23 protein-coding genes are annotated in these 24526 nt (G+C 66.3%); 20 read left to right on the top strand and 3 right to left on the bottom strand.

What is annotated here, in order from left to right:
* Window positions 1–187: 187 nt before the first annotated feature.
* The 6 genes from rsmD (at window position 188) to G5A07_RS14810 (ending at window position 5003) form a co-directional block, all read left to right on the top strand.
* The gene (gene rsmD / locus G5A07_RS14835) at window positions 188–766 is read left to right on the top strand and encodes a 16S rRNA (guanine(966)-N(2))-methyltransferase RsmD (protein WP_019338335.1); all 579 of its coding nucleotides are present in this window, start codon (window positions 188–190) and stop codon (window positions 764–766) included.
* 26 nt (window positions 767–792) lie between these two features.
* A complete protein-coding gene (coaD, locus tag G5A07_RS14830) occupies window positions 793–1302 on the top strand; it encodes a pantetheine-phosphate adenylyltransferase (RefSeq protein ID WP_010484372.1) in 510 nt (169 codons plus the stop codon).
* A gap of 60 nt (window positions 1303–1362) precedes the next feature.
* Window positions 1363–1854, top strand: a complete 492-nt coding sequence (locus G5A07_RS14825; protein ID WP_010484374.1) for a hypothetical protein — start codon at window positions 1363–1365, stop codon at window positions 1852–1854.
* Window positions 1855–1986: 132 nt separating this feature from the next.
* Complete coding sequence (locus tag G5A07_RS14820) at window positions 1987–2268, top strand: YfhL family 4Fe-4S dicluster ferredoxin (protein ID WP_010484376.1); 282 nt, start codon at window positions 1987–1989, stop codon at window positions 2266–2268.
* Window positions 2265–3995 (top strand): gamma-glutamyltransferase, encoded by a 1731-nt coding sequence (gene ggt / locus G5A07_RS14815; RefSeq protein WP_191863511.1) that lies wholly within the window; start codon window positions 2265–2267, stop codon window positions 3993–3995. The genes G5A07_RS14820 and ggt overlap by 4 nt, the downstream gene beginning before the upstream one ends.
* A 120-nt stretch (window positions 3996–4115) precedes the next feature.
* The gene (locus tag G5A07_RS14810) at window positions 4116–5003 is read left to right on the top strand and encodes an MBL fold metallo-hydrolase (RefSeq protein WP_053442833.1); all 888 of its coding nucleotides are present in this window, start codon (window positions 4116–4118) and stop codon (window positions 5001–5003) included.
* Window positions 5004–5087: 84 nt separating this feature from the next.
* Here G5A07_RS14810 and G5A07_RS14805 read toward each other — a convergent pair whose 3' ends face one another.
* Window positions 5088–5381 carry a PsiF family protein gene (locus G5A07_RS14805; protein ID WP_019338338.1) on the bottom strand — a complete coding sequence of 98 codons (294 nt, stop codon included), beginning with the start codon at window positions 5379–5381 and terminating at the stop codon, window positions 5088–5090.
* Between the two features lie 57 nt (window positions 5382–5438).
* Here G5A07_RS14805 and G5A07_RS14800 point away from each other — a divergent pair, with 57 nt between their 5' ends.
* A complete protein-coding gene (locus G5A07_RS14800) occupies window positions 5439–5873 on the top strand; it encodes a metalloregulator ArsR/SmtB family transcription factor (RefSeq protein WP_262102986.1) in 435 nt (144 codons plus the stop codon).
* Window positions 5845–6324 (top strand): SRPBCC family protein, encoded by a 480-nt coding sequence (locus G5A07_RS14795; RefSeq protein WP_191863510.1) that lies wholly within the window; start codon window positions 5845–5847, stop codon window positions 6322–6324. The genes G5A07_RS14800 and G5A07_RS14795 overlap by 29 nt, the downstream gene beginning before the upstream one ends.
* 59 nt (window positions 6325–6383) lie before the next feature.
* Here the strand turns inward: G5A07_RS14795 and upp are convergent, their stop codons facing one another.
* Window positions 6384–7016: a uracil phosphoribosyltransferase gene (upp, locus tag G5A07_RS14790; protein WP_004153184.1), complete on the bottom strand. Its 633-nt coding sequence runs from the start codon at window positions 7014–7016 to the stop codon at window positions 6384–6386.
* Between the two features lie 167 nt (window positions 7017–7183).
* On the opposite strand from upp, the gene G5A07_RS14785 reads away from it, so the two are divergent.
* From G5A07_RS14785 to G5A07_RS14760, 6 genes are all read left to right on the top strand, one after another.
* Window positions 7184–9745 (top strand): TonB-dependent receptor, encoded by a 2562-nt coding sequence (locus G5A07_RS14785; RefSeq protein WP_191863509.1) that lies wholly within the window; start codon window positions 7184–7186, stop codon window positions 9743–9745.
* Window positions 9745–10860, top strand: a complete 1116-nt coding sequence (locus G5A07_RS14780; protein WP_099560538.1) for a phytase — start codon at window positions 9745–9747, stop codon at window positions 10858–10860. Before G5A07_RS14785 ends, G5A07_RS14780 begins: the two co-directional genes overlap by 1 nt.
* 14 nt (window positions 10861–10874) lie before the next feature.
* On the top strand, window positions 10875–12224 hold the full coding sequence (locus G5A07_RS14775) for a metallophosphoesterase family protein (protein WP_262103067.1): 1350 nt from the start codon (window positions 10875–10877) through the stop codon (window positions 12222–12224).
* Between the two features lie 10 nt (window positions 12225–12234).
* Window positions 12235–12849 carry an inorganic diphosphatase gene (locus G5A07_RS14770; RefSeq protein ID WP_191863507.1) on the top strand — a complete coding sequence of 205 codons (615 nt, stop codon included), beginning with the start codon at window positions 12235–12237 and terminating at the stop codon, window positions 12847–12849.
* Between the two features lie 89 nt (window positions 12850–12938).
* Window positions 12939–14354: a deoxyribodipyrimidine photo-lyase gene (locus G5A07_RS14765; protein ID WP_191863506.1), complete on the top strand. Its 1416-nt coding sequence runs from the start codon at window positions 12939–12941 to the stop codon at window positions 14352–14354.
* A 139-nt stretch (window positions 14355–14493) separates the two neighbouring features.
* On the top strand, window positions 14494–15189 hold the full coding sequence (locus G5A07_RS14760) for an OmpA family lipoprotein (RefSeq protein WP_010484399.1): 696 nt from the start codon (window positions 14494–14496) through the stop codon (window positions 15187–15189).
* Between the two features lie 330 nt (window positions 15190–15519).
* On the opposite strand, the gene G5A07_RS14755 is transcribed toward G5A07_RS14760, so the two are convergent.
* The gene (locus G5A07_RS14755; protein ID WP_005409107.1) at window positions 15520–16551 is read right to left on the bottom strand and encodes a LysR family transcriptional regulator; all 1032 of its coding nucleotides are present in this window, start codon (window positions 16549–16551) and stop codon (window positions 15520–15522) included.
* A gap of 147 nt (window positions 16552–16698) precedes the next feature.
* On the opposite strand from G5A07_RS14755, the gene G5A07_RS14750 reads away from it, so the two are divergent.
* The 6 genes from G5A07_RS14750 to G5A07_RS14725 all read left to right on the top strand — a co-directional run bounded on the left by G5A07_RS14750 (window position 16699) and on the right by G5A07_RS14725 (window position 24508).
* Window positions 16699–16926 (top strand): hypothetical protein, encoded by a 228-nt coding sequence (locus G5A07_RS14750; protein ID WP_191863505.1) that lies wholly within the window; start codon window positions 16699–16701, stop codon window positions 16924–16926.
* On the top strand, window positions 16923–17693 hold the full coding sequence (locus G5A07_RS14745) for an SDR family NAD(P)-dependent oxidoreductase (protein WP_019338346.1): 771 nt from the start codon (window positions 16923–16925) through the stop codon (window positions 17691–17693). The genes G5A07_RS14750 and G5A07_RS14745 overlap by 4 nt, the downstream gene beginning before the upstream one ends.
* 91 nt (window positions 17694–17784) lie before the next feature.
* Entirely contained in the window at window positions 17785–19008 is a 1224-nt protein-coding gene (locus G5A07_RS14740; protein ID WP_005409110.1) for an efflux RND transporter periplasmic adaptor subunit, read from the top strand.
* Between the two features lie 112 nt (window positions 19009–19120).
* Window positions 19121–22291 carry a multidrug efflux RND transporter permease subunit gene (locus G5A07_RS14735; RefSeq protein ID WP_019338348.1) on the top strand — a complete coding sequence of 1057 codons (3171 nt, stop codon included), beginning with the start codon at window positions 19121–19123 and terminating at the stop codon, window positions 22289–22291.
* A 64-nt stretch (window positions 22292–22355) separates the two neighbouring features.
* Window positions 22356–23093, top strand: a complete 738-nt coding sequence (locus G5A07_RS14730) for an SDR family oxidoreductase (protein WP_191863504.1) — start codon at window positions 22356–22358, stop codon at window positions 23091–23093.
* Entirely contained in the window at window positions 23087–24508 is a 1422-nt protein-coding gene (locus G5A07_RS14725; RefSeq protein ID WP_053442841.1) for an efflux transporter outer membrane subunit, read from the top strand. The genes G5A07_RS14730 and G5A07_RS14725 overlap by 7 nt, the downstream gene beginning before the upstream one ends.
* Window positions 24509–24526 lie beyond the last annotated feature (18 nt).

The following is a 24526-nucleotide window of genomic DNA, read 5'->3' as shown; positions in this document are numbered from 1 at the left end:
ACCGAGCTTACATGGACGTACTTGCAGCGTCCCCCCTCGACCGGACCCACCCCGCCAACCCACGGATAGCCGGCTTTTGCCGTTGCTTCGGCCGTTGCCGTGGCTTCGACGGGTGCCGGGCAAAGCCCGGCCGAACTACAATCCCGCTCATGCTGAAATTCTCGAATACCTCCCGCCGGGGGCGCCGGTGAGCGGCCGTGGGGGCAATGACGGTCAGGTCCGCATCATCGGCGGGCGCTGGCGCAATACCCGCCTGCCGGTGCCGACCCTGCCAGGGCTTCGGCCCAGCAGCGACCGCGTGCGCGAGACCCTTTTCAACTGGTTGATGCCCAGACTGGGCGGCGCGCGGGTGCTGGACCTGTTCGCCGGCAGTGGCGCGTTGGGCCTGGAGGCGGTCTCGCGCGGCGCCGCCCACGCCACTCTGGTCGAGCGCGACGCGCAGCTGGGACGCAATCTGACCGCGGCCGTGGCCAAGCTGCAGGCCTCCGGCCAGGTCACCGTCGTGCAGGCCGATGCCCTGCGCTGGCTGCAGGGCGCACCGGCACAGCAGGCCGATCTGGTGTTCATCGACCCACCGTTCGCCGATGGCCTGTGGCAGGACGTGCTGGCCCAGCTGCCGCGGCATCTGGCTGCCGATGCCTGGCTGTACCTGGAATCGCCGGCCGGCCACGTGCCGGTGCTGCCGTCGGACTGGCTGCTGCACCGCGAGGGCGGCACCCGCGAGGTGCGCTTTGCCCTGTACCGCCGCGCCACTGCTACACTTTGACCTCATCTGAACATCTGCAACCGCCCATGACCGTGGCCAACCGCCGCATCGCCGTTTATCCCGGCACGTTCGACCCCATCACCAACGGTCATATCGACCTGGTGAGCCGGGCCGCGCCGCTGTTCGAAAAGGTCGTGGTCGGCGTGGCGCAGAGCCCGTCCAAGGGCCCGGCGCTGCCGCTGGAGCAGCGCGTGCAGCTGGCACGTGGCGCACTCGGCCACCACAGCAACGTCGAGGTCATCGGCTTCGATACCCTGCTGGCCCATTTCGTACGTTCGGTCCAGGGCGGGGTGCTGCTGCGCGGCCTGCGCGCGGTGTCCGACTTCGAGTACGAGTTCCAGATGGCCAGCATGAACCGCCACCTGATTCCGGAGGTCGAGACCTTGTTCCTGACCCCTGCCGAGCAGCACAGCTTCATTTCGTCCTCGCTGGTCCGCGAGATTGCGCGCCTGGGCGGCGACGTGTCCGGTTTCGTGCCGGCCGCGGTGCTCGAAGCCCTGCGCAAGGTCCGCGAAGCGAAGGCCGCACAGTCGTAAGCCCCGCTGTACCCGCACCCCATTACGTACAACACCACGCACCATTCCGGGAGGAAACCCATGAACACCACCATGCGCGCGATGCTGATCGCTTCGTTGGCCCTGGCCTTCACCGCCTGCAAGAAGGAAGAGGCCGCTCCGGTCGACGAGGCCAAGCAAGCCCTGGTCGCGCCGTCCAAGGACGATGATGCAGGCTGGAAGAAGTACCTGCAGGAAGTGGCCATCCAGAACATGGGCAACATCAGCAACAGCCCGTTCCTGTACTACCTCTCGCCGGAATCGGACCCGGACTTCCAGGCCAAGTACGAGCGCCAGACCGAGAGCGCGACCCAGGCCGTGGCCCGTGGCGTGCAGCCGGGCAACATGCTGGCCTTCGGTTCGTCGGCCTCGGGCAAGATGGCTGACATGATCCAGGCTGTGTTCAAGGACGTGGCGCCGGATTCGATGAAGGGCGTGCGCGTCGTCTTCATCGGCCAGTCGGCCGACAACGCCCGCGTGCAGGCGGCGGTCCAGCCGACCGGCGCCGAGTACATTTTCGTCGAAGCCAAGTAATACCGAGCCATGGCGGCCATGCTCCGGCATGGCCCGGGCGGCACCCCGCAAGGGTGCCGCTGATGACCTGACCGGCCCGCGCGCCCGCGCTGGCCGGTCCTTTGTCCCAAGGCGCGGGCGAGGAGTATCGCCATGTCGCTGAAAATCAACGAGCTCTGCGTCAACTGCGACGTCTGCGAGCCGGCCTGCCCGAACCAGGCCATTTCGATGGGTGAAACCATCTACGTGATCGACCCTGCGCGCTGTACCGAATGCGTCGGTCATTTCGACGAGCCACAGTGCGTGGTCGTCTGCCCGGTCGAGTGCATCGACCCGGATCCGGAGATCGTGGAAACGGAAGACCAGCTGCTGGCCAAGCTGCGCCAGCTGCAGCACGATCACCCCGAACTCTACGCGGAGCCCCCATCCGAATGAAGACGCTGATCGTCCGCCCCCTGTTGCTGCTCGGCCTGCTGCTGAGCCCGATGGCCTGGGCCGACAGCCCGGCCCGTGCCGAGCGCCCCGATGGCGCAGCCATTGCCAGCGGCCACGCGCTGGCCACCCAGGCAGGTATCGATATCCTGGCGCAGGGCGGCAACGCCTTCGATGCCGCGGTCGCGGTGTCATCCACGCTGGCGGTGGTCGAGCCGATCAGTTCCGGGCTGGGCGGCGGCGGCTTCTTCCTGCTGCACGACGCGGCCACCGGCAAGGATGTGATGCTGGATGCACGCGAGACCGCACCGGCCGCGGCAACTCCGCAGGCCTTCCTCGACAAGCAGGGCAACCTGGACCGTGATCGTTCGGTCAACGGCGCCTGGTCGGCCGGTATCCCGGGCCTGCCTGCAGCGCTCGTCGAGCTGTCGGCCAAGCACGGCAAGCTGCCGCTGTCTGCATCGCTGCAGCCGGCGATCCGCATCGCGCGCGAAGGCTTCCCGGTGTACGACCGCATGGCCAAGGGCTATGCGTCGCGCCGAGAAGTGATGGAGCGCTATCCCGGCACGCGCGAGGTCTACCTTCGCAACGGCAAGCCGATCGCCACCGGTGACCTGTTCAAGCAGCCGGAGCTGGCACAGACGCTGGAGCGCCTGGCCGCGGATGGCTTCGATGGCTTCTACAAGGGCCAGACCGGAAAGCTGTTGCTGGCAGGCGTGAAGCAGGCTGGCGGCAAATGGAGCGCCGAAGAGTTGGCCGGCTACCGCGTGAAGCAGCGCGAGCCGATCGTCTTCAATTACAACGGCTGGAAGATCACCACCGCGCCGCCGCCGTCGTCCGGTGGCATCGCGCTGGCCAGCATGCTGCAGATCCTGGAAGGCTGGGACATCAGGAAGATGGACCCGGCGCACCGTACCCACCTGGTGGTGGAGTCGATGCGTCGCGCGTACCGCGACCGCACCTTCTTCCTCGGCGATCCGGACTTCGTGCAGATCCCGCAGAAGGTGCTGACCAGCAAGGATTACGCACAGGGCCTGCGCGCTACCATCCATCCGGAGAAGGCCACGCCCAGCGACCTGCTGTCGGGCAATCCGACTCCGCTGGAAGACGACGAGACCACGCATTTCTCCATCATCGACCGCGACGGCAACCGCGTCGGCGCCACCCAGACCGTCAACCTGCTGTACGGCTCGGGGTTGATTCCCAAGGGCACCGGCGTACTGCTGAACAACGAGATGGACGATTTCGCGCTGAAGCCGGGCACGCCCAATGCGTTCGGCGTGATGGGCTATGAAGCCAATGCGCCGAAGCCGGGCAAGCGCATGCTCAGCTCGATGACGCCGACCTTCATGGAGAACGCCGACAAGGTCGTGGTGCTGGGCACCCCGGGTGGCAGCCGCATCATCACCATGGTGCTGCTGGGCATCCTCGGCTACGACGACGGCCTGGATGCACAGCAGGTTGCCGCGCTGCCGCGCTACCACCACCAGTGGCTGCCGGACCTGATCGAAGCCGAGGACGATGCGTTCGACGCGGCGACGGTGAAGCAGCTGCAGGCGATGGGCCACAGGATCGACCTGCCGGGCAATGTGGCCGCAGGCGGCCGCGGGTCCAGCCATGTGTGGGGCAACCTGCAGACCGTGGAATGGGACCGCAAGGCGAACAAGCTGTTCGGCGGCAGCGACCCGCGCAATCCGGTGGGCAGTGCCCAGGTCGTCCCGGCGCGCTGATCCGGTCGTGCCGGCTGCTGGCCGGCAATCCGGCTGATTATCGAAACCCCGCCTTTGCCGGCGGGGTTTTCTGTTTCCCTTCTAGCGATTATTTAACGAGCCGGCGCCGATAATCGACACATGAAACTCTGGTCAATTCGTGGAAACTCGCAGCGCCTCGATGGCGGCGCGATGTTCGGCAACGCGCCGCGCGCGTTGTGGGAAAAATGGGCGGCACCGGACGAGCTCAATCGCATCGAGCTGGCCTGCCGTGCGCTGCTTGCCAGCCCGCTGGAAGGCAAAACCGTGCTGTTTGAAACCGGTATCGGCGCGTTCTTCGACCCGCGCATGCGCGAGCGCTACGGCGTGCAGGAAAGCCAGCATGTGCTGATCGATTCGCTGCGCGAAGCCGGCTTCGAGCACGAGGATATCGACGTGGTGGTGCTCAGCCACCTGCACTTCGATCATGCCGGCGGCCTGCTGGCGGCGTGGAGCGAAGGGCGTGAGCCCGAGCTGCTGTTCCCCAACGCAACCTTTGTGGTCGGCGCGCAGCATTGGCAGCGCGCCGTGCAGCCACACCCGCGCGACCGCGCCAGCTTCATTCCGGAACTGCCGGGCCTGCTGCAGGCCAGTGGCCGGCTGGAAGTGGTGGACGGGGAGTACTCGAAGGCGCTCGGCCGCAGCGTGCGCTTCAGCTACAGCGACGGGCATACGCCGGGGCTGATGCTGGCCGAGATCGTCGGTCACGCGCATGCCGGCGAAAGTGCGCACGGTGGCGTGGTGTTCTGTGCCGACCTGATCCCGGGGCGCTCATGGGTACACGTGCCGATCACCATGGGCTACGACCGCAATGCCGAGCTGCTGATCGACGAAAAGCGGCAGTTCCTTGAAGACAAGCTGGCGCGCAACGTGCGGCTGTTCTTCACCCACGACCCGCAGGTGGCGTTGGCGCAGCTGGGCAGGGATGACAAGGGGCGTTTCGTGACCCTGCACGAACAGGGCGAGCTGAAGGCACGCGCCCTGGGGTAATGGAAAGGCCGGGCAACGCCCGGCCTTCACTGATGGCGGCAGGTCCACGCCATGCGTGGATGGCGTTTCATCCGGATGCGACCGTTACGATGCCTTCAGGCAACTGCTCATGAAGGTCTTGCGCGCATCACCGGTCAATTTTTTCGTGCCGGCATCGGCGTTGCATTTGCGCATGCGTTCCTGCGGCGTTGTCGCGGCCTTGGTCTCGGCGGCATGGCCGCTGAGGCAGGAGCTCTGTGCAGTCTTGTAGGCATCCCCCTTCAAGCCCTTGTTCTTGGCTGAGCATTCGGCCATGCGCTGCTGCTGCGGAGTGGTGGCATTGGCAGCCAGGGGCAGGCCGACCAGCAGGACGGCGGCCAGCAGGAAAGAGGCTTTCATCGGGAGCTCCAAGGGGGGCGGGTGCGCGGAGCATTCGCTTCCAGACTGCAAGGCCACGTGAAGAACCACGCCATTGCCGCGCCTGCTTGCGGCAACGTTCGGATCGGCGTATTACTTAGCCATATGGGTAAGTATGATCCCGCCATTCAAGACGTCTTCCAGGCATTGGCCGACCCGACCCGGTGCGCGATCGTGGCTGTGCTGGGGCAGGGGCCGCGCACGGTGTCGATGCTGGCCGGGCCCTTCGAGATGGCTTTGCCTTCTCTGATGAAACATCTGGCCGTGCTGGAGCGCAGCGGCGTGGTGCGCAGCCACAAGCGGGGGCGCGTACGCACCTGCGAACTGGTGCCGGCGCGGTTGGGCGAGGCCGAGCAGTGGCTTGCCGAACAACGTGCCGTATGGGAAGCGCGCGCCGACCGCATGGTCGATTTCGTTGAAACCCTTCACCGACAGGAGCAGGCCCATGGCCGTAGACGCAGGCAACAACCCTGACACCGACCTGGTCATCAGCCGTGTATTGAATGCACCGCGTGCCGCCCTGTGGCGGGCCTGGACCGATCCGGAACTGCTGCGCCAGTGGTGGTGCCCGAAGCCGTGGACCACCGAGGTACGCGCATTCGACCTGCGCCCCGGCGGGGCCTTCCACACCTTCATGCAGGGCCCCGATGGTGGCAGCAGCGACAATCCGGGCAGTTTCCTGGAGATCGTGCCGCAGCAGCGCCTGGTGTTCACCTCGATGCTGGGCGCAGGCTGGCGACCGCAGTCACCCTGGCTGGGCTTCACCGCCGTCATCACGATGGAGGATGACGGGCAGGGCTGCCGCTATACCGCGCGGGTGATGCACCCGGACAAGGCCCTGCGTGACCAGCATGAGCAGCTGGGCTTCTTCGACGGCTGGAACGCGGTCATCGGCCAGCTGGAAGCCTTCGCGGCCGGCCTGTAGGCCGCGCTTGGGGTCAGATCCCTTCCGCTGTGAAAGGGCGCTGACCCCGGTTCGCCGGATCAGCCGACGCGGGTCCCGAAGATACGGTCACCGGCATCGCCCAGGCCTGGCAGGATGTAGCCCTTGTCGTTGAGCTGGGCGTCGATGGCCGCGGTGTAGATCTCCACGTCCGGGTGCACGGCCTTGACCGCCTCGATGCCTTCCGGCGCGGCCACCAGGAAAATGCCCTTGATGCGGCGGGCGCCGGCACGCTTGAGCATGTCGATGGTGGCGATCAGCGTGCCGCCGGTGGCCAGCATCGGGTCCAGGATCAACGCGTCGCGCTCTTCCAGGCGGCCGGTCAGGCGCTCGAAGTAGGGCACCGGCTGCAGGGTTTCCTCATCGCGCTGCAGGCCCACCACGCTGACGCGGGCGGCCGGGATCAGCGACAGCACGCCGCTGAGCATGCCCAGGCCGGCGCGCAGGATCGGCACCACGGTGATCTTGGCGCCCGCAATGCGCTGCACGGTGACCGGGCCGGCCCAGCCGGGCAGGGTGTGCGGCTCGGTTTCCAGGTCGGCGGTGGCCTCATAGGCCAGCAGCGTACCCAGCTCGTTGGCCAGTTCGCGGAAATCCTTGGTGCTGAGCGCAGCGTTGCGCATCAGGCCGATCTTGTGCTGCACCAGCGGGTGGCGCACTTCGACGATCTTCATGGTCGGGAAGGGGAAAAGGAGAGAGGGCGCCATTTTGCCGGATTGGGCGGCCAACCCCAAACCGGGGCCGGAGACGGCCAACATGAAATGCGCAGGCGCATGTCACGGCCATGCAATCTTGCGGACATACCGTGCAGACCCATTCTTAACAGGAATGGGGATTCCCAGTGCATATCAAGACTCCGTTGGCCGTTGCCATCACGCTGACCCTGGCAATGGGGGCCGCAGCACCGCTGCAGGCCGCCGGGCAGCAGGCGGTAGCCGCCACCGGCGCCGTGGCGTCGGACGCGGTCGACCTGGACCGCATCGAAGTGCGCGCCCAGCTCGAATCGCAGATCCGCGCGGTCGACCTCAAGCGCAGCAGCGACGCCATCGAAGACGCGGTGTCCTCCGATGCGCTGGGCCAGTACCCGGACAAGAACGTGGCCGAGTCGCTGCAGCGGCTGCCGGGCATCAGCGTCACCCGCGACCAGGGCGAGGGCCGCTTCGTGGTGATCCGTGGCCTGGATGCCAATCTCAACAGCGTCAGCGTGGATGGCATCGCCGTGGGCACGCCGGAGGATTCCAGCCGTGCCGCGCCGCTGGACGTGATCCCGTCCGACTCCACCGAACGCCTGCGCGTGGTCAAGTCGCCGACCCCGGACATGCCCGGTGATGCCATCGGCGGCGCCGTGCTGGTGGAATCGGCCTCGGCCTTCGACCGCGACGGTCGCAGCCTGCGTGGCAAGATCGAAGGCAGCCACCAGCAGTTGTCCGGGGAGACCAGCCCCAAGGCCGCCTTCAACTACAGCGAAGTGTTCAACGACACCTTCGGCGTGGCCCTGGGCGTGAACTACCAGAAGCGGAAGTTCGAGTCGGACAACACCGAAGTGGAGTATGACGGCGAGGATGACGCCGCACCTGGCGACGTCACCGCGATCAACCTGCAGCACCGCAAGTACGAGATCGAGCGCAAGCGCATCGGCGCCAACCTCAACCTCGACTGGCGCCCGAACGAAGACAGCAAGTACTACCTGCGCACGCTGTACAGCCAGTTCGACGATGCCGAAACCCGCCAGCGTGTGATCTTCAACTTCGACGACGCCAAGATGGTCAGGACCGGCACCGACCAGTACCGCCTGGATGGCATGCCGAAGGATTCCATCGACAAGCGCATGCGCTACCGAACCAAGAAGGAAAACACCTTCGCGGCCAGCCTGGGTGGCGAGAACAAGCTGACCAACGCCGTGGTCGACTACAGGGTTGGCTACACCCGTACCGAAGAGCGCGTGAATGACGAGATGGAGGCGCGCTTCAAGCTCAACGGCAAGGCCTTCAACGGCACCCTGGACCAGAGCAGCCGCCTGCCCAGCTACAGCTTCGACAATCCGCAGTGGCTGGACAGCAGCAACTACGCGTTCGACCGCTTCGTGCTTTCGCCCAAGCAGGTGAACGACAAGGAGCACAGCGCGCAGGTCAACGTGCGCTTCGACGGCGACAGCAGCAGCATCAAATTCGGCCTGCTGGGCCGCTGGCGCGACCGCGACGTCAATGTGGATGAGCGCGAACTGCGTGTCGGCCCGAAGGTGGCGCTGTCGAGCTGGAGCACCTCCTCGCCCGAACACCGCCACGGCAACCTGGGTGATGGCATGGATTCGGCCGCGATGCGTGCCTTCTGGGCGGCCAATGGCGGCCAGTACAGTGCCCGCCCGCAGGACGTCGGTGGCAACGCGATGACCTCGCTGGAAGAGGACTACGTGGCCAGCGAAGACATCTTCGCCAGCTATGCGATGGGCACCTGGGATGTGGACGCGCTGCGCATCATCGGCGGTGTTCGCGTGGAAAACACCCAGTTCAAGGCAGTCGGCAACCAGGTGGACGTGGCCGCCAACGGCCGCAGCTTCACCGTCACCCCGCGCGTGGCCAACAGCAGCTACACCAACGTGCTGCCGGGCCTGCACCTGCGCTATGACGCGGCCGATGACTGGGTGCTGCGCGCCTCGGCCAACAAGACCGTGTCGCGCCCCTCGTTCGGTGACATTTCACCGCGCGTGGGCTACAGCCGCGGTGACGAGGAAGTGCGCCTGGGCAATCCGGAACTGGACCCGTACGAGTCGAAGAACATCGACCTGTCGGTAGAGAAGTACATCGGCAGTAGCGGCATCGTCTCGCTGGGCCTGTTCCACAAGTCGATCGATGGCTACATCGTGGAGACCGTGCGCACCAATGATCCGGCCTACGGCGGCCTGGACGTGACCCAGCCGATCAACGGCCGCAAGGCCACCGTGCGCGGTGCCGAGTTCAACTGGCAGCAGCAGCTGGCCTTCCTGCCGGAGGGCCTGGATGGCCTGCTGGTCGGCGCCAGTGGCACGTGGCTGGATACCGAGTTCGATGCCGGCATCAAGGACCGCCCAGGCGAGGACTTCACCCTGCCGCGCGCCTCCAAGCACGTCTACAGTGCCCACATCGGCTATGAGAAGTACGGTCTGAGTACGCGGCTGGCGGCGGTGTACCGCAGCGAGTACCTGGACAGCATCGGCAAGGGCCGCGCCTTCGACATCTACGTCGCGCCGAACACTCAGCTCGACTTCTCGCTGGACTACAAGTTCACCCCGCGCGTGAGCATGTACCTCGAAGCGCAGAACCTGCTGGACAAGCCGCTTGAGCTGTACCAGGGCACGCGCTCGCGCACCCTGCAGATGGAAGAGTATGGCCGCACCTACGCGCTGGGCCTGAAGGTGGCACTGTGATGGGGCGTCGCATCACTGCCTTGGCCACCGCGCTGGCGGTAGCGCTGGCTGCCGGCTGCACGCCGGCCACCGGCAATGACCCCGCCATGGCCGCGACGTCAGCGAAGGCCAGCGGCGAGCGAGCGGTGACCACCATCGCCGAGGCCTTCCTTTCGCCGATGACCCCGGCTGACAACATCGACTCGCCTGCGGCCTGGCGCGCTCCGGATGGCAGGCTGTGGCTGATCGCCACCGCAAAGGCCACCGACAAGCTGGTGGTCTACGACGGCAGCACCGGCCAGCACCTGCGTGACGTGGGCAGCAGCGGCACCGCACCGGGGCAGTTCGACCGCCCAAACGGCATCGCGGTGATCGACGATCTGCTGTGGATCGTGGAGCGCGACAATCATCGCGTGCAGGTATTGAGCCTGCCGGACTTCGCACCGCTGGCGACGTTCGCTGCGGAGGACCTGCGCAAGCCGTACGGGCTGTGGGTCGACCGCCTTGCCGATGGCTACAGCGTCTACGTCACCGATTCCTGGGACAACGGCGAGGATGCGCAGGGCCGTGACATCCTGCCGCCGCTGGCGGAACTGGACAAGCGCGTGCGCCAATACCACGTGAGCCGCGACGATGCGAAGGTCGAGGCGAAGCTCGTCGCCAGCATCGGTGACACCAGCGAAGCCGGTGCACTACGCGTAGTCGAATCGATCTGGGGCGACCCGGAAAACGACCGCCTGCTGATTGCCGAAGAGGACGAGAGCTACGCCAGCGAGTTCAAGGTCTACACCCTGTCAGGTCGCTTCACCGGTACCACCTTCGGTCGCGACGTGTTCAAGGCCCAGGCCGAAGGCGTGACCCTGCGCACCTGTGGCAAGGACGGCTGGTGGATCACTACCGAACAGGGCAAGCAGCGCAGCGTGTTCCACCTGTTCGACCGGCATACGCTGAAGCCGGTCGGTGCGTTCCAGGGCAATACCGTGGCCAACACCGATGGCATCTGGATGATGCAGCAACCCAGCGCGCGCTTCCCGCACGGTGCGCTGTATGCCGTGCACGACGACCAGGGCGTGGTTGCGTTCGACTGGGAGAGCATCGCCAAGCAGTTGGCGCTGCCGCTGGAGTGTGGCGCATGAGCGGGCACTGCGTGATGCGTACGCTGGCGCTGAGCTTGCTGCTGGCGTTGCCGTCATTGTCGTTCGCAGCGGCCGAACCGAATACCCAGGTGCCGGCGGGCAGCCGCCACTACGCAGCAACGACGGTACCTGACCGCATCGTCGCCTCGCCGGCGGTCGATCCCAGCCATGGATTCGCTGTCGCCTGGCGTACCGACGGCAGCGTGCAGGCACCGCTGCTGGAGATTGCCCTCGCCGGAGATTCGCCGGCCATCGAGGGCATCCGCCAGGTGCGCGCAACGACCCGTTCGCTACAGACCGAGAATGGTCTGTCGCATCATCATCGCGCCGACATCAGCGGCCTGCAGCCGGATACCCAGTACGTCTACCGCGTGCAGGGCAACGGCAGCTGGAGCGCCTGGAACCAGTTGCGCACACTGGCCGCGGCCGACCAGCCGCTGACCCTGCTGTACTTCGGTGATACCCAGAACAAGAACGTCAGCCATGTCAGCCGGGTAGTGCGCGCCGCACAGAAGGTCGCACCGCAGGCGCGCATGAGCCTGTTTGCCGGCGACCTGGTCAGCGGCGGCGACAACATGGATGACAGTGAGTGGGGCGAGTGGTTTGCTGCGACCAGCTGGCTGGCGCAGGAAACCCTGGTGGCCCCGGCCATCGGCAACCACGAGTATTTCGAGGAGTTCGAGGACACCCCGCAGGAACGCCGCGTGCTGGGCAAGCATTGGCCGGTGACGTTTGCGCTGCCGGGCAATGGCGCCAGCGCCGCGCAGCAGACCAGCTACTGGTTCGATGCGCAGGGCGTGCGCGTGGCCGTGGTCGATGGCACTTCGGCACTCGACCTGGGCACCGCCAAGGCACAGGCACAGTGGCTGGACAAGGTACTGGGCGGAAATCCGCAGCCGTGGACCATCGTGCTGCTGCACCAGCCGTTCTACTCGCCGCGCGAAGGACGCGAGAACGCCGCGTTGCGTGACGTGCTGCTGCCGGTGGTACGCCGCCATAACGTCGACCTGGTGCTGCAGGGCCACGATCACACCTATGGTCGCCGTGGTGAAGGGCAGGCCGCGACGCCGCAGTATGTGGTCACCGTGGCGGGGCCGAAGCAGTATCGCCTTTCCGACCAAGCGCGCAGGACGATGGACCCGGTGGCCGAAGACACCCAGCTGTTCCAGGTGTTGAACATCGATCCGCAGCACCTGCGCTATGAAGCACGCACCGTGACTGGCCGTCTCTACGATGCCTTCGAACTGCGCCGTGATGCCAAGGGTGGCAAGCAGCGCACGGAGCTGACCGAAGGCCGCATCACGCCGCGTGACTGCCCGCGCGCGCAGACTGCCAAGGGCCGCGCTGATCGCTGCTGGGAATGAGGAAATCCAGATGAAAACCGTACGCCGTCTTGTCCCCATGGCTGCCATCGGCGGGGCCCTGCTCCTGCTCGCGACGGCGGTGACCGCCGCCGATAGCGTGCTGCATCCGTTCCTGGCGGCGCAGCCGAAGCAGGCCCCGCAGGAAGTGAATCTGGCGGTGGAGATTCCGGCCGGCAGCTTCACCAAGTACGAGATCAAGGAAGACGGCCTGGTGCATGTGGACCGCTTCCAGTCGATGCCGGTCGCCTATCCGGCCAACTACGGTTCGGTGCCGCGCACCCTGGCCGGTGACAACGATCCGCTGGATGCACTGGTGCTGACCCGCGAACCGCTGCATCCGGGCGTGATCGTGCGCTTCCGGCCGATCGGCTACCTGAAGATGATCGACGGCGGCGAGCACGACGAGAAGATCATCGGGGTGCCCACCGACAAGGTTGATCCGAGCTACGCCAACATCCGCGATCTGGCCGATCTGCCGGAGATCGAACGGCAGCGCATCGAGGCCTTCTTCCGGGTCTACAAGGACCTGCCGGCCGGGCGCAACCCGGTGCAGCTCAACGGTTGGGGCAACGCCGCCGAGGCGCGCGGGCTGATCAGTGAAGCGATGGAGCGATTCAAGCAGTAGTCCCACGCCACGCATGGATGGCCGGGTGCGCGCATCTCCTTCACCGCCGCTGGCTATCATGTCCGCCTTCCACAACGAAGGCGGTGCATGTGTCGGTAGCGTTGGTATGGTTCCGCCGTGATCTGCGGCTGCAGGACAATCCGGCCCTGCAGGCCGCGCTGGATGCCGGTCACGACGTGGTGCCGGTCTACATCCATGCGCCGCACGAAGAAGGCGAGTGGGCGCCGGGTGCCGCCTCCGATGCTTGGCGGCACCGTTCCCTGGCGGCAGTGGATACCGACCTGCGCGCCCGGGGTTCCTCGCTGGTGCTGCGCAGCGGTGACAGCCTGCCGACCCTGCAGTTGCTGATCGAGCAGACCGGCGCCGGGGCGGTCTACTGGAACCGCAAGTACGAACCGGCCACCCAGCCACGCGACGCCACCATCAAGCGCACGCTGCGCGAGCAAGGCATCGACGCGCAGAGCTGCAATGGCAGCCTGCTTTTCGAGCCCTGGGACATCGCGACCCAGCAGGGCCAGCCGTACAAGGTGTTCACGCCGTACTGGCGCAACGTACTCAGTCATTGGCGCCTGCCTGCGCTGCAGGCCGCACCGAAGGCACTGGCGGCACACGCGGTCGACAGCCTCGCACTGGATGATCTCCAGCTGGCACCGACACTGGACTGGGATACCGGCTTCTGGGAGCACTGGCAGCCGGGCGAAGCCGGTGCACTGGAGGCGCTGTCGGTGTTTGAGGATGGCGCGTTGCGCGGTTACCGCGAGCAGCGCGACCTGCCTGATCGCGTGGGCACCTCGCGGATGTCGCCGCACCTGCACTTCGGCGAGATCGCGCCGTGGCGTATTGCCCATGCGCTGGAAGGGCTGCGCAGTGCGGGCACCGACGCCGACATCGACGGCTATCTGCGGCAACTGGGCTGGCGTGACTTCGCTTACCACCTGCTGCATCACTTCCCGAAGACGCCGACCGACAACCTCAACCCCCGTTTCGATCGCTTCCCATGGGCAACGCCCAGTGACGCGCAGCTGCACGACTGGCAGCGCGGCAACACCGGCGTGCCGATCGTCGACGCCGGCCTGCGCGAGCTGTGGCACACCGGCTACATGCACAACCGGGTGCGGATGATCGTTGCCAGCTACCTGTGCAAGCACCTGCGTGCGCACTGGCTTCACGGCGCGCGCTGGTTCTGGAACACCCTGGTCGATGCCGACCTGGCCAACAACACGATGGGCTGGCAATGGGTGGCCGGAACCGGCGCCGATGCCGCACCGTACTTCCGCGTGTTCAACCCGGTCACCCAGGCCGAGAAGTTCGACCCGCAGGCCCGCTACATCAGCCGCTGGGTGCCCGAACTGGCGGCGCTGCCGGTGAAGGCGCGCTTCGCGCCGTGGCAGCATCCACAGTTGCTGGCGGCGCATGCCCCGGGCTATCCGCGTACGCCGCTGGTGGATCTGGCGGCTGGCCGCGATGCCGCGCTGGCTGCCTACCGTCAGTCAGGAGCGGGGTAAAGTGCGGGTTGAGTGATCCGGTCAGTTAGCTGAACGCGGCCCTGTCGGCGTGCCGGATCATCATTCCGGCATCGCATCGGGCTGTTTATTCTCTTTGCGCCCGCAGGCCGCCGGCCGACCGGAAACCAAGGAGAACCTCATGATCCGCAACACCACCCGCAACGTCGCATTGGCCCTGATGAGTGCGGCCGTCCTGTCGGCCTGCGCCACCGGCGGCTCCTACGTACAGAGTGACCAGTACGGCAACCCGACCGAGCAGCAGAACCGCACCGGCCGCAATGCCCTGATCGGTACCGCCATCGGCGTGGCCGCCGGCCTGCTGACCGGCGACAGCGCCACCGAGCGCCGTCAGCATGCCCTGATTGGTGCTGGTATCGGCGCGCTCAGCGGCGCCGCGGTCGGCCAGTACCAGGATCGCCAGGAACGCGCACTGCGCGAGCGCACCGCCAATACCGGCATCGATGTGCAGCGCCAGGGCGACAACATCATGCTGAACCTGCCGGACGGCATCACCTTCGATTTCGGCAAGTCGACCCTGAAGCCGCAGTTCTATGGTTCGCTCAACGGCGTGGCAGGCACCCTGCGTGACTACAACCAGACCATGATCGAAGTGGTCGGCCACACCGACAGCATCGGCAGCGACGCGGTCAACAACCGCCTGTCGAAGGAACGTGCCGACTCGGTCGCGCAGTACCTGATCGGCCAGGGCGTGCAGAGCGTGCGTATCGAAACGCTGGGCGCCGGCAAGTCGTACCCGATTGCCGACAACAGCACCGACGCCGGCCGCGCCAAGAACCGCCGTGTCGAAATCCGTGTGATTCCGCTCAAGCAGTAACGCTACGCGTTACTGCTTGAGCCGTTCCGGCCATCGGCCGGAACGAAAATGCCGCCCTTGCAGGCGGCATTTTTGTGGGTGCCGAGCATTGCTCGGCACGCCGATAGCGCCTGTAGAGCCGAGCCACGCTCGGCTACCTCTTCTGGTAGATGCCAGCTTTGGTCGGCGCCGTTCGGAAGGCAGTCGAGCATGGCTATGCCGGTCGTCCTGACCGGCACCCGTCGGGCCGTCGCAAGCGACGTTGGTAGCGGCTCCTGCCGCTACCTTCGACGCTACAGAAAGCGGCATCGCGCGCTCGGGTAGATCCACGCGATGCGTGGATACCCTCGGTCATGCCGCCGAAGCGGCCACCTTCTCCAGGATCCGCTTGCCGCTGCTTTCCAGCGCAGCGTCTTCCTTTTCTTTCTGCTGCTGTGCCAGCTTCGCGCCCGGGCATTGCGCCAGCATGTAGTTGGCGTCGAAGTTGAGCTTCTCGACCAGGAAGTCGACGAACGCACGCACCTTCGGCGAGACCAGGCGGCCACCGGCGAACACGGCGTTGAAGTCCACTTCCGGGCCGGTCCAGCCGGCCAGCACGCGGCGCACCATGCCCGATTCAACGAACGGCTTGGCCATCACGTCGCCGGTCAGCAGCAGGCCTTCGCCGCACACCAGCGCACCATTGAGCGCAGACATGTCGTTGGCGGTCATCAGCGGGGTAACAGGGAAGTCGCGCAGCTCGCCGCCGTTCTCGCCCAGCTGCCAGGTGAAGCGCGGCGAGTTGCCGGTGTGGTACGGCTTGCGCATCGCCAGGATGCGATGGAACTGCAATTCTTCCGGATGCAGCGGCTCGCCATAACGTTCGATGTAGGCTGGGCTGGCGAACACCTGCGTGCGCAGGCTGCCGAGCTTGCGCGCGACCAGATTGGAATCGGGCAGGGCACCCACGCGCAGCGCCAGATCGGCTTCGCCGGCAATCAGGTCCAGCTTCTCGTTGCCCATATGCATGTCCAGGCGGATCTCTGGATACTGCGCATGGAACTGGCCCAGCAGCGGCGCAATCCAGGTGATGCCGATCGAGTAAGGCACAGTGAAGCGCAGCCAGCCACGCGGCCCGGACTGCAACTGGCTCACTGCGCTCTCGGCTTCTTCAAGCTCGCGTGCGATGCGTTGGCAATGTTCGTGATAGATCGAACCGGCTTCGGTCAGGCCGAGGCGGCGCGTGGTCCGGTGCAGCAGGCGCGCACCCAGGCGCGTCTCCAGTTCCTGCACCTTGCGGCTGACCGTGGTCTTGGGCAGGCCGAGCGATTTGGCAGCGGCAATGAAGCTGCCTTGCTCGACCACTTTGACGAAGATCAGCGTCTCGTTGAGATCGTGGGACATGGTCTGGGATCCTGGACGTCGGGGATGGGACAATCGTGACAGAACGATTGGACCGGGAGCGGGATGATTATTCCCCTTAATCAGGACTAATCAAGTAAAGGTTTGAGGTCTATCGTGGCGCCATTCGTTAATTGGAGCCCGTCCGCCATGAGCCTGCGCAACATTCTTGCCCGTCTCCGGAACGCCGGCCAGAGCAGCCTGGACCTGGCAATGACCGTTGAAGTCCGCCCGAGTTCCTTGGTACACAAGGACTTTCGTGAGTTTACCGCGCCCATGCGTCAGCAGCGTGGCGGTGCCATCCGTCTGGTCTCGCACAAGGGCGACCGGGTGCGTCGAATCGGGACTATCCCGGATTTGGGAGGAAATGTCCCGTGAATGGGATGCTGACGCCCGAAGTCCTGGTCCTCGGCGGCACCGGTGCCGTCGGCCAGGGCGTGGTTGGCGCATTGCTGGAAGCCGGCAGCCCGGTGCTGGTGGTCGGTCGCGATCCGGGCCGGCTGGCGGCGCTGCATGAGCAGTTCGCCGACGAGCCGGGCCTGGAGACGCTGCTGGGTTCGCTCAGCGATGACGGCTCGGCGCGCGCACTGGCCGAACGCATCGCGCATCGCCCGCGTCCGCTGGCCGCCGTGATCGCCGCAATGGGTGGTCCTTATCGTCGCGGCCGGGTGACCGACCGCAACGGCGATGAACTGCTGGGCGCGATGCAGGCCGACCTGATGCCGCACGTGCACGCGGTGCGTCACCTGCTGCCGCTGCTGCAGGACAACGTGCACGCACGACGCTACGTGATGATCGGCAGCCCGGCCAACGCCAAGCCGTGGGCGGGCTACGGCGAGACCTCGATTACCACCGCTGCGCTGCGCATGTACGCGCAGGTGGTGCACCAGGAAGCGCAGGCGCTGGGCGTGCGCGCGCAGATGCTGGAAGTCTGCAGCCCCGTCTGTACCCCGGCCAACGCGGCCAATGCCTGCATCGAGTGGCCCAGCTCGCTGCTGGTCGGCCGTCGCGTGGTCTCGCTGCTGGATGGTTGCCGCGACAACCGCGCCATCGTCCGCTGTGATAGCAGCGATGCCGAGCTGCCGCGTGGCCTGCTGCACTTGGAAGTTCCCCCTTTGTGGCGCGATACCGCAGGCGTCGCTTGACCTCGACCATGGTTGAGGTCGCAGTATGCGGCGCCGATTTTTGCAACACGTTCTCATCTAGCTGTACCACCCCTCCGTACGGATGCATGCCATGACTTCCCCCAATACCACCCCACATCGTTTCGGCCATCGCATCGCGATGGTCGGCGTGTCGATCCTCGCCGCGGCCGTGCTGGCGGCCTGCAGCGGCGGCCATGCCGAAGAAGCCGGTGCACCGCCTCCGCCGCAGGTCAGCGCAGCGCCGGTGCTGGTCAAGCAGGTCAGCCAGTGGGACGAATTCAGCGGCCGCGTCGAAGCGGTACAGAGCGTTGAACTGCGTCCGCGCGTGTCCGGCTACATCGACAAGGTCAACTACGTCGAAGGCCAGGAAGTGAAGAAGGGCGAAGTGCTCTTCACCATCGACGCGCGCAGCTACCAGGCCGAGTACGATCGCGCTGCCGCAGAACTGGCCCGTGCCCGCACCCAGGCTACGCTGGCCCGCAGCGAGTCCGAGCGTGCCAAGCGCCTGTCCGAGCAGCAGGCGATCTCCACCGAGACCGCCGAACAGCGTCGTGCGGCGGCCGACCAGTCCGGTGCTGCGGTGCAGGCCGCGCAGGCGGCGCTGGACGCGGCCCGGCTCAACCTGGAGTTCACCAAGGTGCGGGCACCGATCGACGGCCGTGCCGGCCGCGCGATGGTCACCGCTGGCAATCTGGTCACCGCCGGCGACAGCGCCAGCGTGCTGACCACGCTGGTCTCGCTGGACACGGTGTTCGTCTACTTCGATGCCGATGAGAGCACTTTCCTGCGCTACGCCCAGATGGCGCGCAAGGGCGAGCGCCCGAGCGAGCGGGACAGCGAGCTGCCGGTGAAGGTCGGCCTGTCCGGGGAAGAGGGCTATCCGCACTCGGGCAAGGTCGATTTCCTCGACAACCAGGTGGCGCGCAGCACCGGCACCATCCGCGTCCGCGCACTGCTGGACAACGCCGACCGCCAGTTCACGCCGGGCCTGTTCGCCCGCGTGCAGCTGCTCGGCAGCGGCCAGTTCCAGGCCCTGCTGATCGACGACAAGGCCGTGCTGACCGACCAGGACCGCAAGTATGTGTACGTGGTCGACAAGGATGGCAAGGCCCAGCGCCGCGACATCCAGCTCGGTCGCACCGCTGATGGCCTGCGCATTGTCGAACACGGCCTGGCCGCGGGCGACAAGGTGATCATCGACGGCGTGCAGAAGGTCTTCATGCCGGGCATGCCGGTGCAGGCCAAGGCGGTGGCGATGCAGCCACAGCCGGCGCCGGCACCGGGCCGCGATGCCACCGCCGCCCTGAAGCACTGATCCGCGTCCCCGCTTAGCTGCCGGCGCCAGCGGCAGCCGTTCCTGCCTTCGTCAACGTGACGAGGGGCAGGGCGGCTGTTGCCCGCCGAATGCCTTTCCCAGGAATTCCTCCATGGACTTTTCCCGTTTCTTCATCGACAGGCCGATCTTCGCGGCGGTGCTGTCGATCGTGATCTTCGCCGCAGGCCTGATCACGATTCCAATCCTGCCGATCAGCGAGTACCCGGAAGTGGTGCCGCCGTCGGTGGTCGTGCGCACGGTGTATCCGGGCGCCAACCCCAAGGTCATTGCCGAGACCGTCGCCACGCCGCTTGAAGAAGCGATCAACGGCGTCGAGGGCATGATGTACCTGAAGTCGGTGGCCGGCTCGGACGGCGTGCTGCAGATGACCGTCACCTTCCGCCCGGGCACCGACCCGGACGCAGCGGCGGTGAAGGTGCAGAACCGCGTGGCGCAGGCACAGGCACGCCTGCCCGAGGACGTGCGCCGGCAGGGCGTGACCACGCAGAAGCAGTCACCGACCTTCCTGATGGTGGTGCACCTGACCTCGCCGCAAGGCAAGTACGACACCCTGTACCTGCGCAACTACGCGCGCCTGCACGTCAAGGATGCGCTGGCGCGTATTCCGGGCGTGGGTGACGCGCAGATCTTCGGCGGCGGCGACTACGCCATGCGCGCCTGGCTGGACCCGGACAAGGTGGCTTCGCGCGGCCTGACCGCCAGCGACGTGGTGCGCGCCATGCGCGAGCAGAACGTGCAGGTGTCGGCCGGCCAGCTTGGCGCCGAACCGCTGCCGGACAGCAAGTTCCTGACCCTGATCAACGCCCAGGGCAGGCTGAAGACCGAAAAGGAATTCGGCGACATCGTGCTCAAGAGCGGCACCGATGGCGAGATCGTGCGCCTGTCCGACGTGGCCCGCCTGGAACTGGGTGCCGGTGACTACACCCTGCGCTCGCAGCTGGACGGCAAGAACGCGGTCGGTATCGGTATCTTCCAGTCGCCGGGTGCGAACGCGCTGGAAATCCGCGACCAGGTCATCTCGACGATGGACGAGATGCAGAAGACCATGCCGGCCGACGTGAAGTACGAAGCGGTGTATGACACCACCATCTTCGTGCGCGACTCGATCAAGGCTGTGGTCTCCACGCTGCTGGAAGCCATCGCGCTGGTGGTGCTGGTGGTGATCCTGTTCCTGCAGACCTGGCGTGCCTCGATCATCCCGTTGATCGCGGTGCCGGTGTCGGTAGTGGGTACCTTTGCCGCGCTGTACCTGCTGGGCTTCTCGATCAACACGCTGAGCCTGTTCGGCCTGGTGCTGGCGATCGGCATCGTGGTCGACGACGCGATCGTGGTGGTGGAGAACGTCGAGCGCAACATCGAGGAAGGGCTGTCGCCCACCGCAGCGGCCCACCAGGCCATGCGCGAGGTCTCCGGCCCGATCGTGGCGATCGCGCTGGTGCTGTGCGCCGTGTTCGTGCCGATGGCGTTCCTGTCCGGTGTCACCGGCCAGTTCTACAAGCAGTTCGCGGTCACCATCGCCATTTCCACGGTGATCTCGGCGATCAACTCGCTGACCCTGTCGCCGGCCCTCGCCGCGCGCCTGCTGAAGGCCCACGGTGCCCCGAAGGACGGCCCGAGCCGCCTGATCGACCGCCTGTTCGGTTGGGTGTTCCGTCCGTTCAACCGCTTCTTCAAGTCCAGCTCGGAGAAGTACGAGCGTGGCGTGGCCCGCATCCTCGGCCGTCGTGGTGCGGTGTTCGTGGTCTACGCGATCCTGCTGGTCGGTACCGGCGTGATCTTCAAGCTGGTGCCGCCGGGCTTCATCCCGACCCAGGACAAGCTGTACCTGATCGCGGGTGTGAAGCTGCCGGAAGGCTCCTCGATCGCGCGTACCGATGAAATGTTGCGCAAGGTCGCCAAGATCGCCCAGGAAACCGATGGCGTGGCCCACACCATCTCGTTCCCGGGCTTGAACGCGCTGCAGTTCACCAACACGCCGAACACTGGTGTGGCGTTCATTCCGCTCAAGCCGTTCGCCGAGCGCCATGGCCGCACCGCCGCGCAGATCAACGCCGAGATCAACCAGAAGATCGCCGGGCTGCAGGAAGGCTTCGCCTTCGCGATGATGCCGCCGCCGATCCTCGGCCTGGGCAACGGCAACGGCTACCAGATGTTCATCGAGGACCGTGGCAACCTGGGTTACGGCGCGCTGCAGAATGCCGTACAGGCGATGCAGGGCACCGTGGCGCAGACGCCGGGCATGGCCTTCCCGATTTCCAGCTACCAGGCCAATGTGCCGCAGCTGGATGCCGAGGTCGACCGCGTCAAGGCCAAGGCGCAGGGCGTGCAGCTCACCGAACTGTTCGACACCCTGCAGACCTACCTCGGTTCGGCCTACGTCAACGACTTCAACCAGTTCGGCCGTACCTGGCAGGTGATCGCCCAGGCCGACGGTCCGTACCGCGAGACGGTCGAGGACATCGGCAAGCTGCGCACCCGCAACGACCGCGGCGAGATGGTGCCGATCGGTTCGATGGTCACCATCAAGCAGACCTTCGGCCCGGACCCGGTGCTGCGCTTCAATGGCTATCCGGCGGCTGACCTGGCCGGTGAAGCCGACCCGCGCCTGCTGTCCTCCGCCGAGGCGATGAACAAGCTGACCGAGATCGCCGGCAAGGTGCTGCCGGTGGGCATGACCACCGAATGGACCGACCTGAGCTACCAGCAGGCAACCCAGGGCAAGGCGGCCTTCATTGTCTTCCCGGTGGCGATCATGCTGGCCTTCCTGGTGCTGGCCGCGTTGTACGAGAGCTGGTCGCTGCCGCTGGCGGTGATCCTGATCGTGCCGATGACCCTGCTGTCCGCGCTGTTCGGCGTGTGGTTGACCGGTGGTGACAACAACGTGTTCGTGCAGGTTGGCCTGGTGGTGCTGATGGGCCTGGCGTGCAAGAACGCGATCCTGATCGTCGAGTTCGCCAGAGAGCTGGAGATGGGCGGCAAGGGCATCGTTGAAGCGGCATTGGAAGCCTGCCGCCTGCGTCTGCGCCCGATCGTGATGACCTCCATCGCGTTCATCGCCGGCACCGTGCCGCTGGTGCTGTCGCACGGTGCAGGCGCCGAAGTGCGCTCGGTGACCGGTATCACCGTGTTCGCCGGCATGCTGGGCGTGACCCTGTTCGGCCTGTTCCTCACCCCGGTGTTCTACGTGGCCCTGCGCAAGTTCGTCACCCGCAACGGTGGTGGCCAGCTGGTGCAGCACGGCGAGCCGACCATCCACCACTGATATGGAACCCCGTCGCCGCCGGTCATTGGCCGGTGGCGGCTTTCCCCTCACAAGGCATGCATCCATGAACACCCATCAGAACAAGATCGCGCTGGTCACCGGCGCCACCCGTGGCATCGGCCTGGAAACTGTGCGCCAGCTGGCCCAGGCTGGCGTGCACACGCTGCTGGCCGGTCGCAAGCGTGAGACCGCCGTGGAGCTGGCACTGAAGCTGCAGGCTGAAGGCCTGCCGGTCGAAGCCCTGCAACTGGACGTGACCGACGCGGCCAGCATCGCCGAAGCGGTCGAGCAGGTGCGCCAGCGCCATGGCCGCCTCGACATCCTGGTCAACAACGCCGGCATCATGATCGAGAACCCGGCGCAGGCACCGTCGGAACAGTCACTCGATACCTGGAAGCGCACTTTCGACACCAACGTGTATGCGCTGGTGGCAGTCACCCAGGCCTTGCTGCCGCTGGTCAAGCAGGCCAAGTCCGGGCGCATCGTCAACGTATCGAGCATGCTCGGCTCGCAGACCCTGCACGCCGACCCGGCGTCGGGCATCTACGATTTCAAGATCCCGGCCTACAACGCCTCCAAGGCGGCGGTGAACAGCTGGACCCTGAGTCTGGCCTACGAACTGCGCAATACCCCGATCAAGGTCAACACCGTGCATCCGGGTTACGTGAAGACCGACATGAACGGCGGCAACGGCGAAATCGAAATCAGCGAAGGCGCACGTTCCAGCGTGGAAATGGCGTTGATCGGTGAATCCGGCGCCAGCGGCAGCTTCACCTACCTGGGCGAGGTGCTGCCATGGTGATCCGCACGTTGGCGATGGCCGTCTCCAGCCTGGTGCTGGCAGGCTGTGTCAGCGTCGGCCCCAACTACAAGGCGCCGGTACAGGAGCCTGTGGTGCTGCAGGGTGCGCAGCAGCCGGTGTTCAGTACCACCTCGCCGGTGGCCAGCTGGTGGGCGCAGTTCGATGATCCGGTGCTGGAACAGCTGGTGCATGGCGCACTGTCGGACAACCTGGATCTTCGCGTGGCCGTGGCCCGCGTCAGCCAGGCCCGCGCGGTGTTCGTCGAAAGCCGTTTCGACCAGGCCCCGCACATCACCGCAGGCGGCAGCTACGACCGCCGCAAGCAACCCGATCCGCAGCTGGGTGGGCAGCGGGTGTTCAGTGAAAGCTACCAGCTCGGCTTCGACGCCGGCTGGGAGCTGGATCTGTTCGGCCGCAAGCGCCGTGCTGCAGAAGCCGCGCGCGCCGACCTCGACGCCGAGCAGGCCAACCTGGCCGATGCGCAGGTGCTGGTCGCCGCCGAAGTGGCGCGCAACTACTTCGAGCTGCGCGGTACGCAGAAGCGCATCGCCGTGGCCCAGCACACGCTGGTCAACCTGCGCGATACGCAGAAGCTGACCGAGGCGCGCTGGGAGCTGGGCGCCGGCAGTGAGCTGGACGTGCAGAGCAGCCGTGCACGGCTGAAGGCGATCGAGGCCGACATTCCGCTTCTGGAAGTGGCCGAGACGCAGTCGCGTAACCGGCTGGCGGTGCTGCTGGGCCAGCGCCCGGAAACGCTGACCGCCATGCTGGCACCACATGACGTGCCGGCATTCGCCAAGGCACTGCCGCTGGGCGATACCCGCGAGCTGCTGCGCCAACGCGCCGACGTGCGCGTGGCCGAGCGTCGCCTGGCCGCTGCTACCGCACGCGTGGGCGTGGCTACTGCGGACCTGTTCCCGCGGCTGTCGCTGTCCGGTTTCGTCGGCTTCCTCGGCGGCGATGCAAGTGGCCTGGTCAATGGCAACAACAAGGCCTGGTCGCTGACCCCGTCGCTGAGCTGGGCAGCATTCGACTTCGGCACCGTGCGTGCACGCCTGCGTGCCAGCAAGGCCGAGGCCGAAGGCGTGGCAGCACAGTATGAGCAGGCCGTGCTGCTGGCACTGGAAGACACCGAAAACGCGCTGACCCGCTATTCCAAGCAGCAGGCGCGGCTGACGATCGTGGTCGAGCAGGCGCAGGCGGCACGCCGCGCTGAGTCGCTGGCGCAGATCCGCTACCGCGAGGGCTCGGAGGACTTCCTGACCCTGCTGGATGCGCAGCGCACGCAACTGGCGGCCGATGATGCGTTGGCGGCCGCCGAGTCCGAGGTCAACGTCAGCGTGGTGGGCGTGTACAAGGCGCTGGGGGGATGGGGTCAATCACCGCAGCCGCCGAGTGTGGCGCAGGTGCAGTAACCGCAGGGGACGGAAGCA

It is taken from the genome of Stenotrophomonas sp. AS012628 (genome assembly GCF_010608305.1).
In the GTDB taxonomy this organism is placed as follows: domain Bacteria; phylum Pseudomonadota; class Gammaproteobacteria; order Xanthomonadales; family Xanthomonadaceae; genus Stenotrophomonas; species Stenotrophomonas geniculata.
The sequence above is the reverse complement of the archived record's forward strand: the minus strand, read 5'-3'. Positions and strand labels throughout refer to the sequence as shown.

What these genes read in the sequence shown, in the direction of transcription:
- G5A07_RS14750 (WP_191863505.1), top strand. Translation starts at nt 16,699, where the DNA reads ATGAGCCTGCGCAACATTCTTGCCCGTCTCCGGAACGCCGGCCAGAGC.
- G5A07_RS14735 (WP_019338348.1), top strand. Translation starts at nt 19,121, where the DNA reads ATGGACTTTTCCCGTTTCTTCATCGACAGGCCGATCTTCGCGGCGGTG.
- G5A07_RS14820 (WP_010484376.1), top strand. Translation starts at nt 1,987, where the DNA reads ATGTCGCTGAAAATCAACGAGCTCTGCGTCAACTGCGACGTCTGCGAG.
- G5A07_RS14740 (WP_005409110.1), top strand. Translation starts at nt 17,785, where the DNA reads ATGACTTCCCCCAATACCACCCCACATCGTTTCGGCCATCGCATCGCG.
- coaD (WP_010484372.1), top strand. Translation starts at nt 793, where the DNA reads ATGACCGTGGCCAACCGCCGCATCGCCGTTTATCCCGGCACGTTCGAC.
- G5A07_RS14760 (WP_010484399.1), top strand. Translation starts at nt 14,494, where the DNA reads ATGATCCGCAACACCACCCGCAACGTCGCATTGGCCCTGATGAGTGCG.
- G5A07_RS14825 (WP_010484374.1), top strand. Translation starts at nt 1,363, where the DNA reads ATGAACACCACCATGCGCGCGATGCTGATCGCTTCGTTGGCCCTGGCC.
- G5A07_RS14780 (WP_099560538.1), top strand. Translation starts at nt 9,745, where the DNA reads ATGGGGCGTCGCATCACTGCCTTGGCCACCGCGCTGGCGGTAGCGCTG.
- G5A07_RS14775 (WP_262103067.1), top strand. Translation starts at nt 10,875, where the DNA reads ATGCGTACGCTGGCGCTGAGCTTGCTGCTGGCGTTGCCGTCATTGTCG.
- G5A07_RS14770 (WP_191863507.1), top strand. Translation starts at nt 12,235, where the DNA reads ATGAAAACCGTACGCCGTCTTGTCCCCATGGCTGCCATCGGCGGGGCC.
- G5A07_RS14795 (WP_191863510.1), top strand. Translation starts at nt 5,845, where the DNA reads ATGGCCGTAGACGCAGGCAACAACCCTGACACCGACCTGGTCATCAGC.
- upp (WP_004153184.1), bottom strand. Translation starts at nt 7,016, where the DNA reads ATGAAGATCGTCGAAGTGCGCCACCCGCTGGTGCAGCACAAGATCGGC.
- ggt (WP_191863511.1), top strand. Translation starts at nt 2,265, where the DNA reads ATGAAGACGCTGATCGTCCGCCCCCTGTTGCTGCTCGGCCTGCTGCTG.
- G5A07_RS14755 (WP_005409107.1), bottom strand. Translation starts at nt 16,551, where the DNA reads ATGTCCCACGATCTCAACGAGACGCTGATCTTCGTCAAAGTGGTCGAG.
- G5A07_RS14810 (WP_053442833.1), top strand. Translation starts at nt 4,116, where the DNA reads ATGAAACTCTGGTCAATTCGTGGAAACTCGCAGCGCCTCGATGGCGGC.
- G5A07_RS14725 (WP_053442841.1), top strand. Translation starts at nt 23,087, where the DNA reads ATGGTGATCCGCACGTTGGCGATGGCCGTCTCCAGCCTGGTGCTGGCA.
- G5A07_RS14730 (WP_191863504.1), top strand. Translation starts at nt 22,356, where the DNA reads ATGAACACCCATCAGAACAAGATCGCGCTGGTCACCGGCGCCACCCGT.
- G5A07_RS14805 (WP_019338338.1), bottom strand. Translation starts at nt 5,381, where the DNA reads ATGAAAGCCTCTTTCCTGCTGGCCGCCGTCCTGCTGGTCGGCCTGCCC.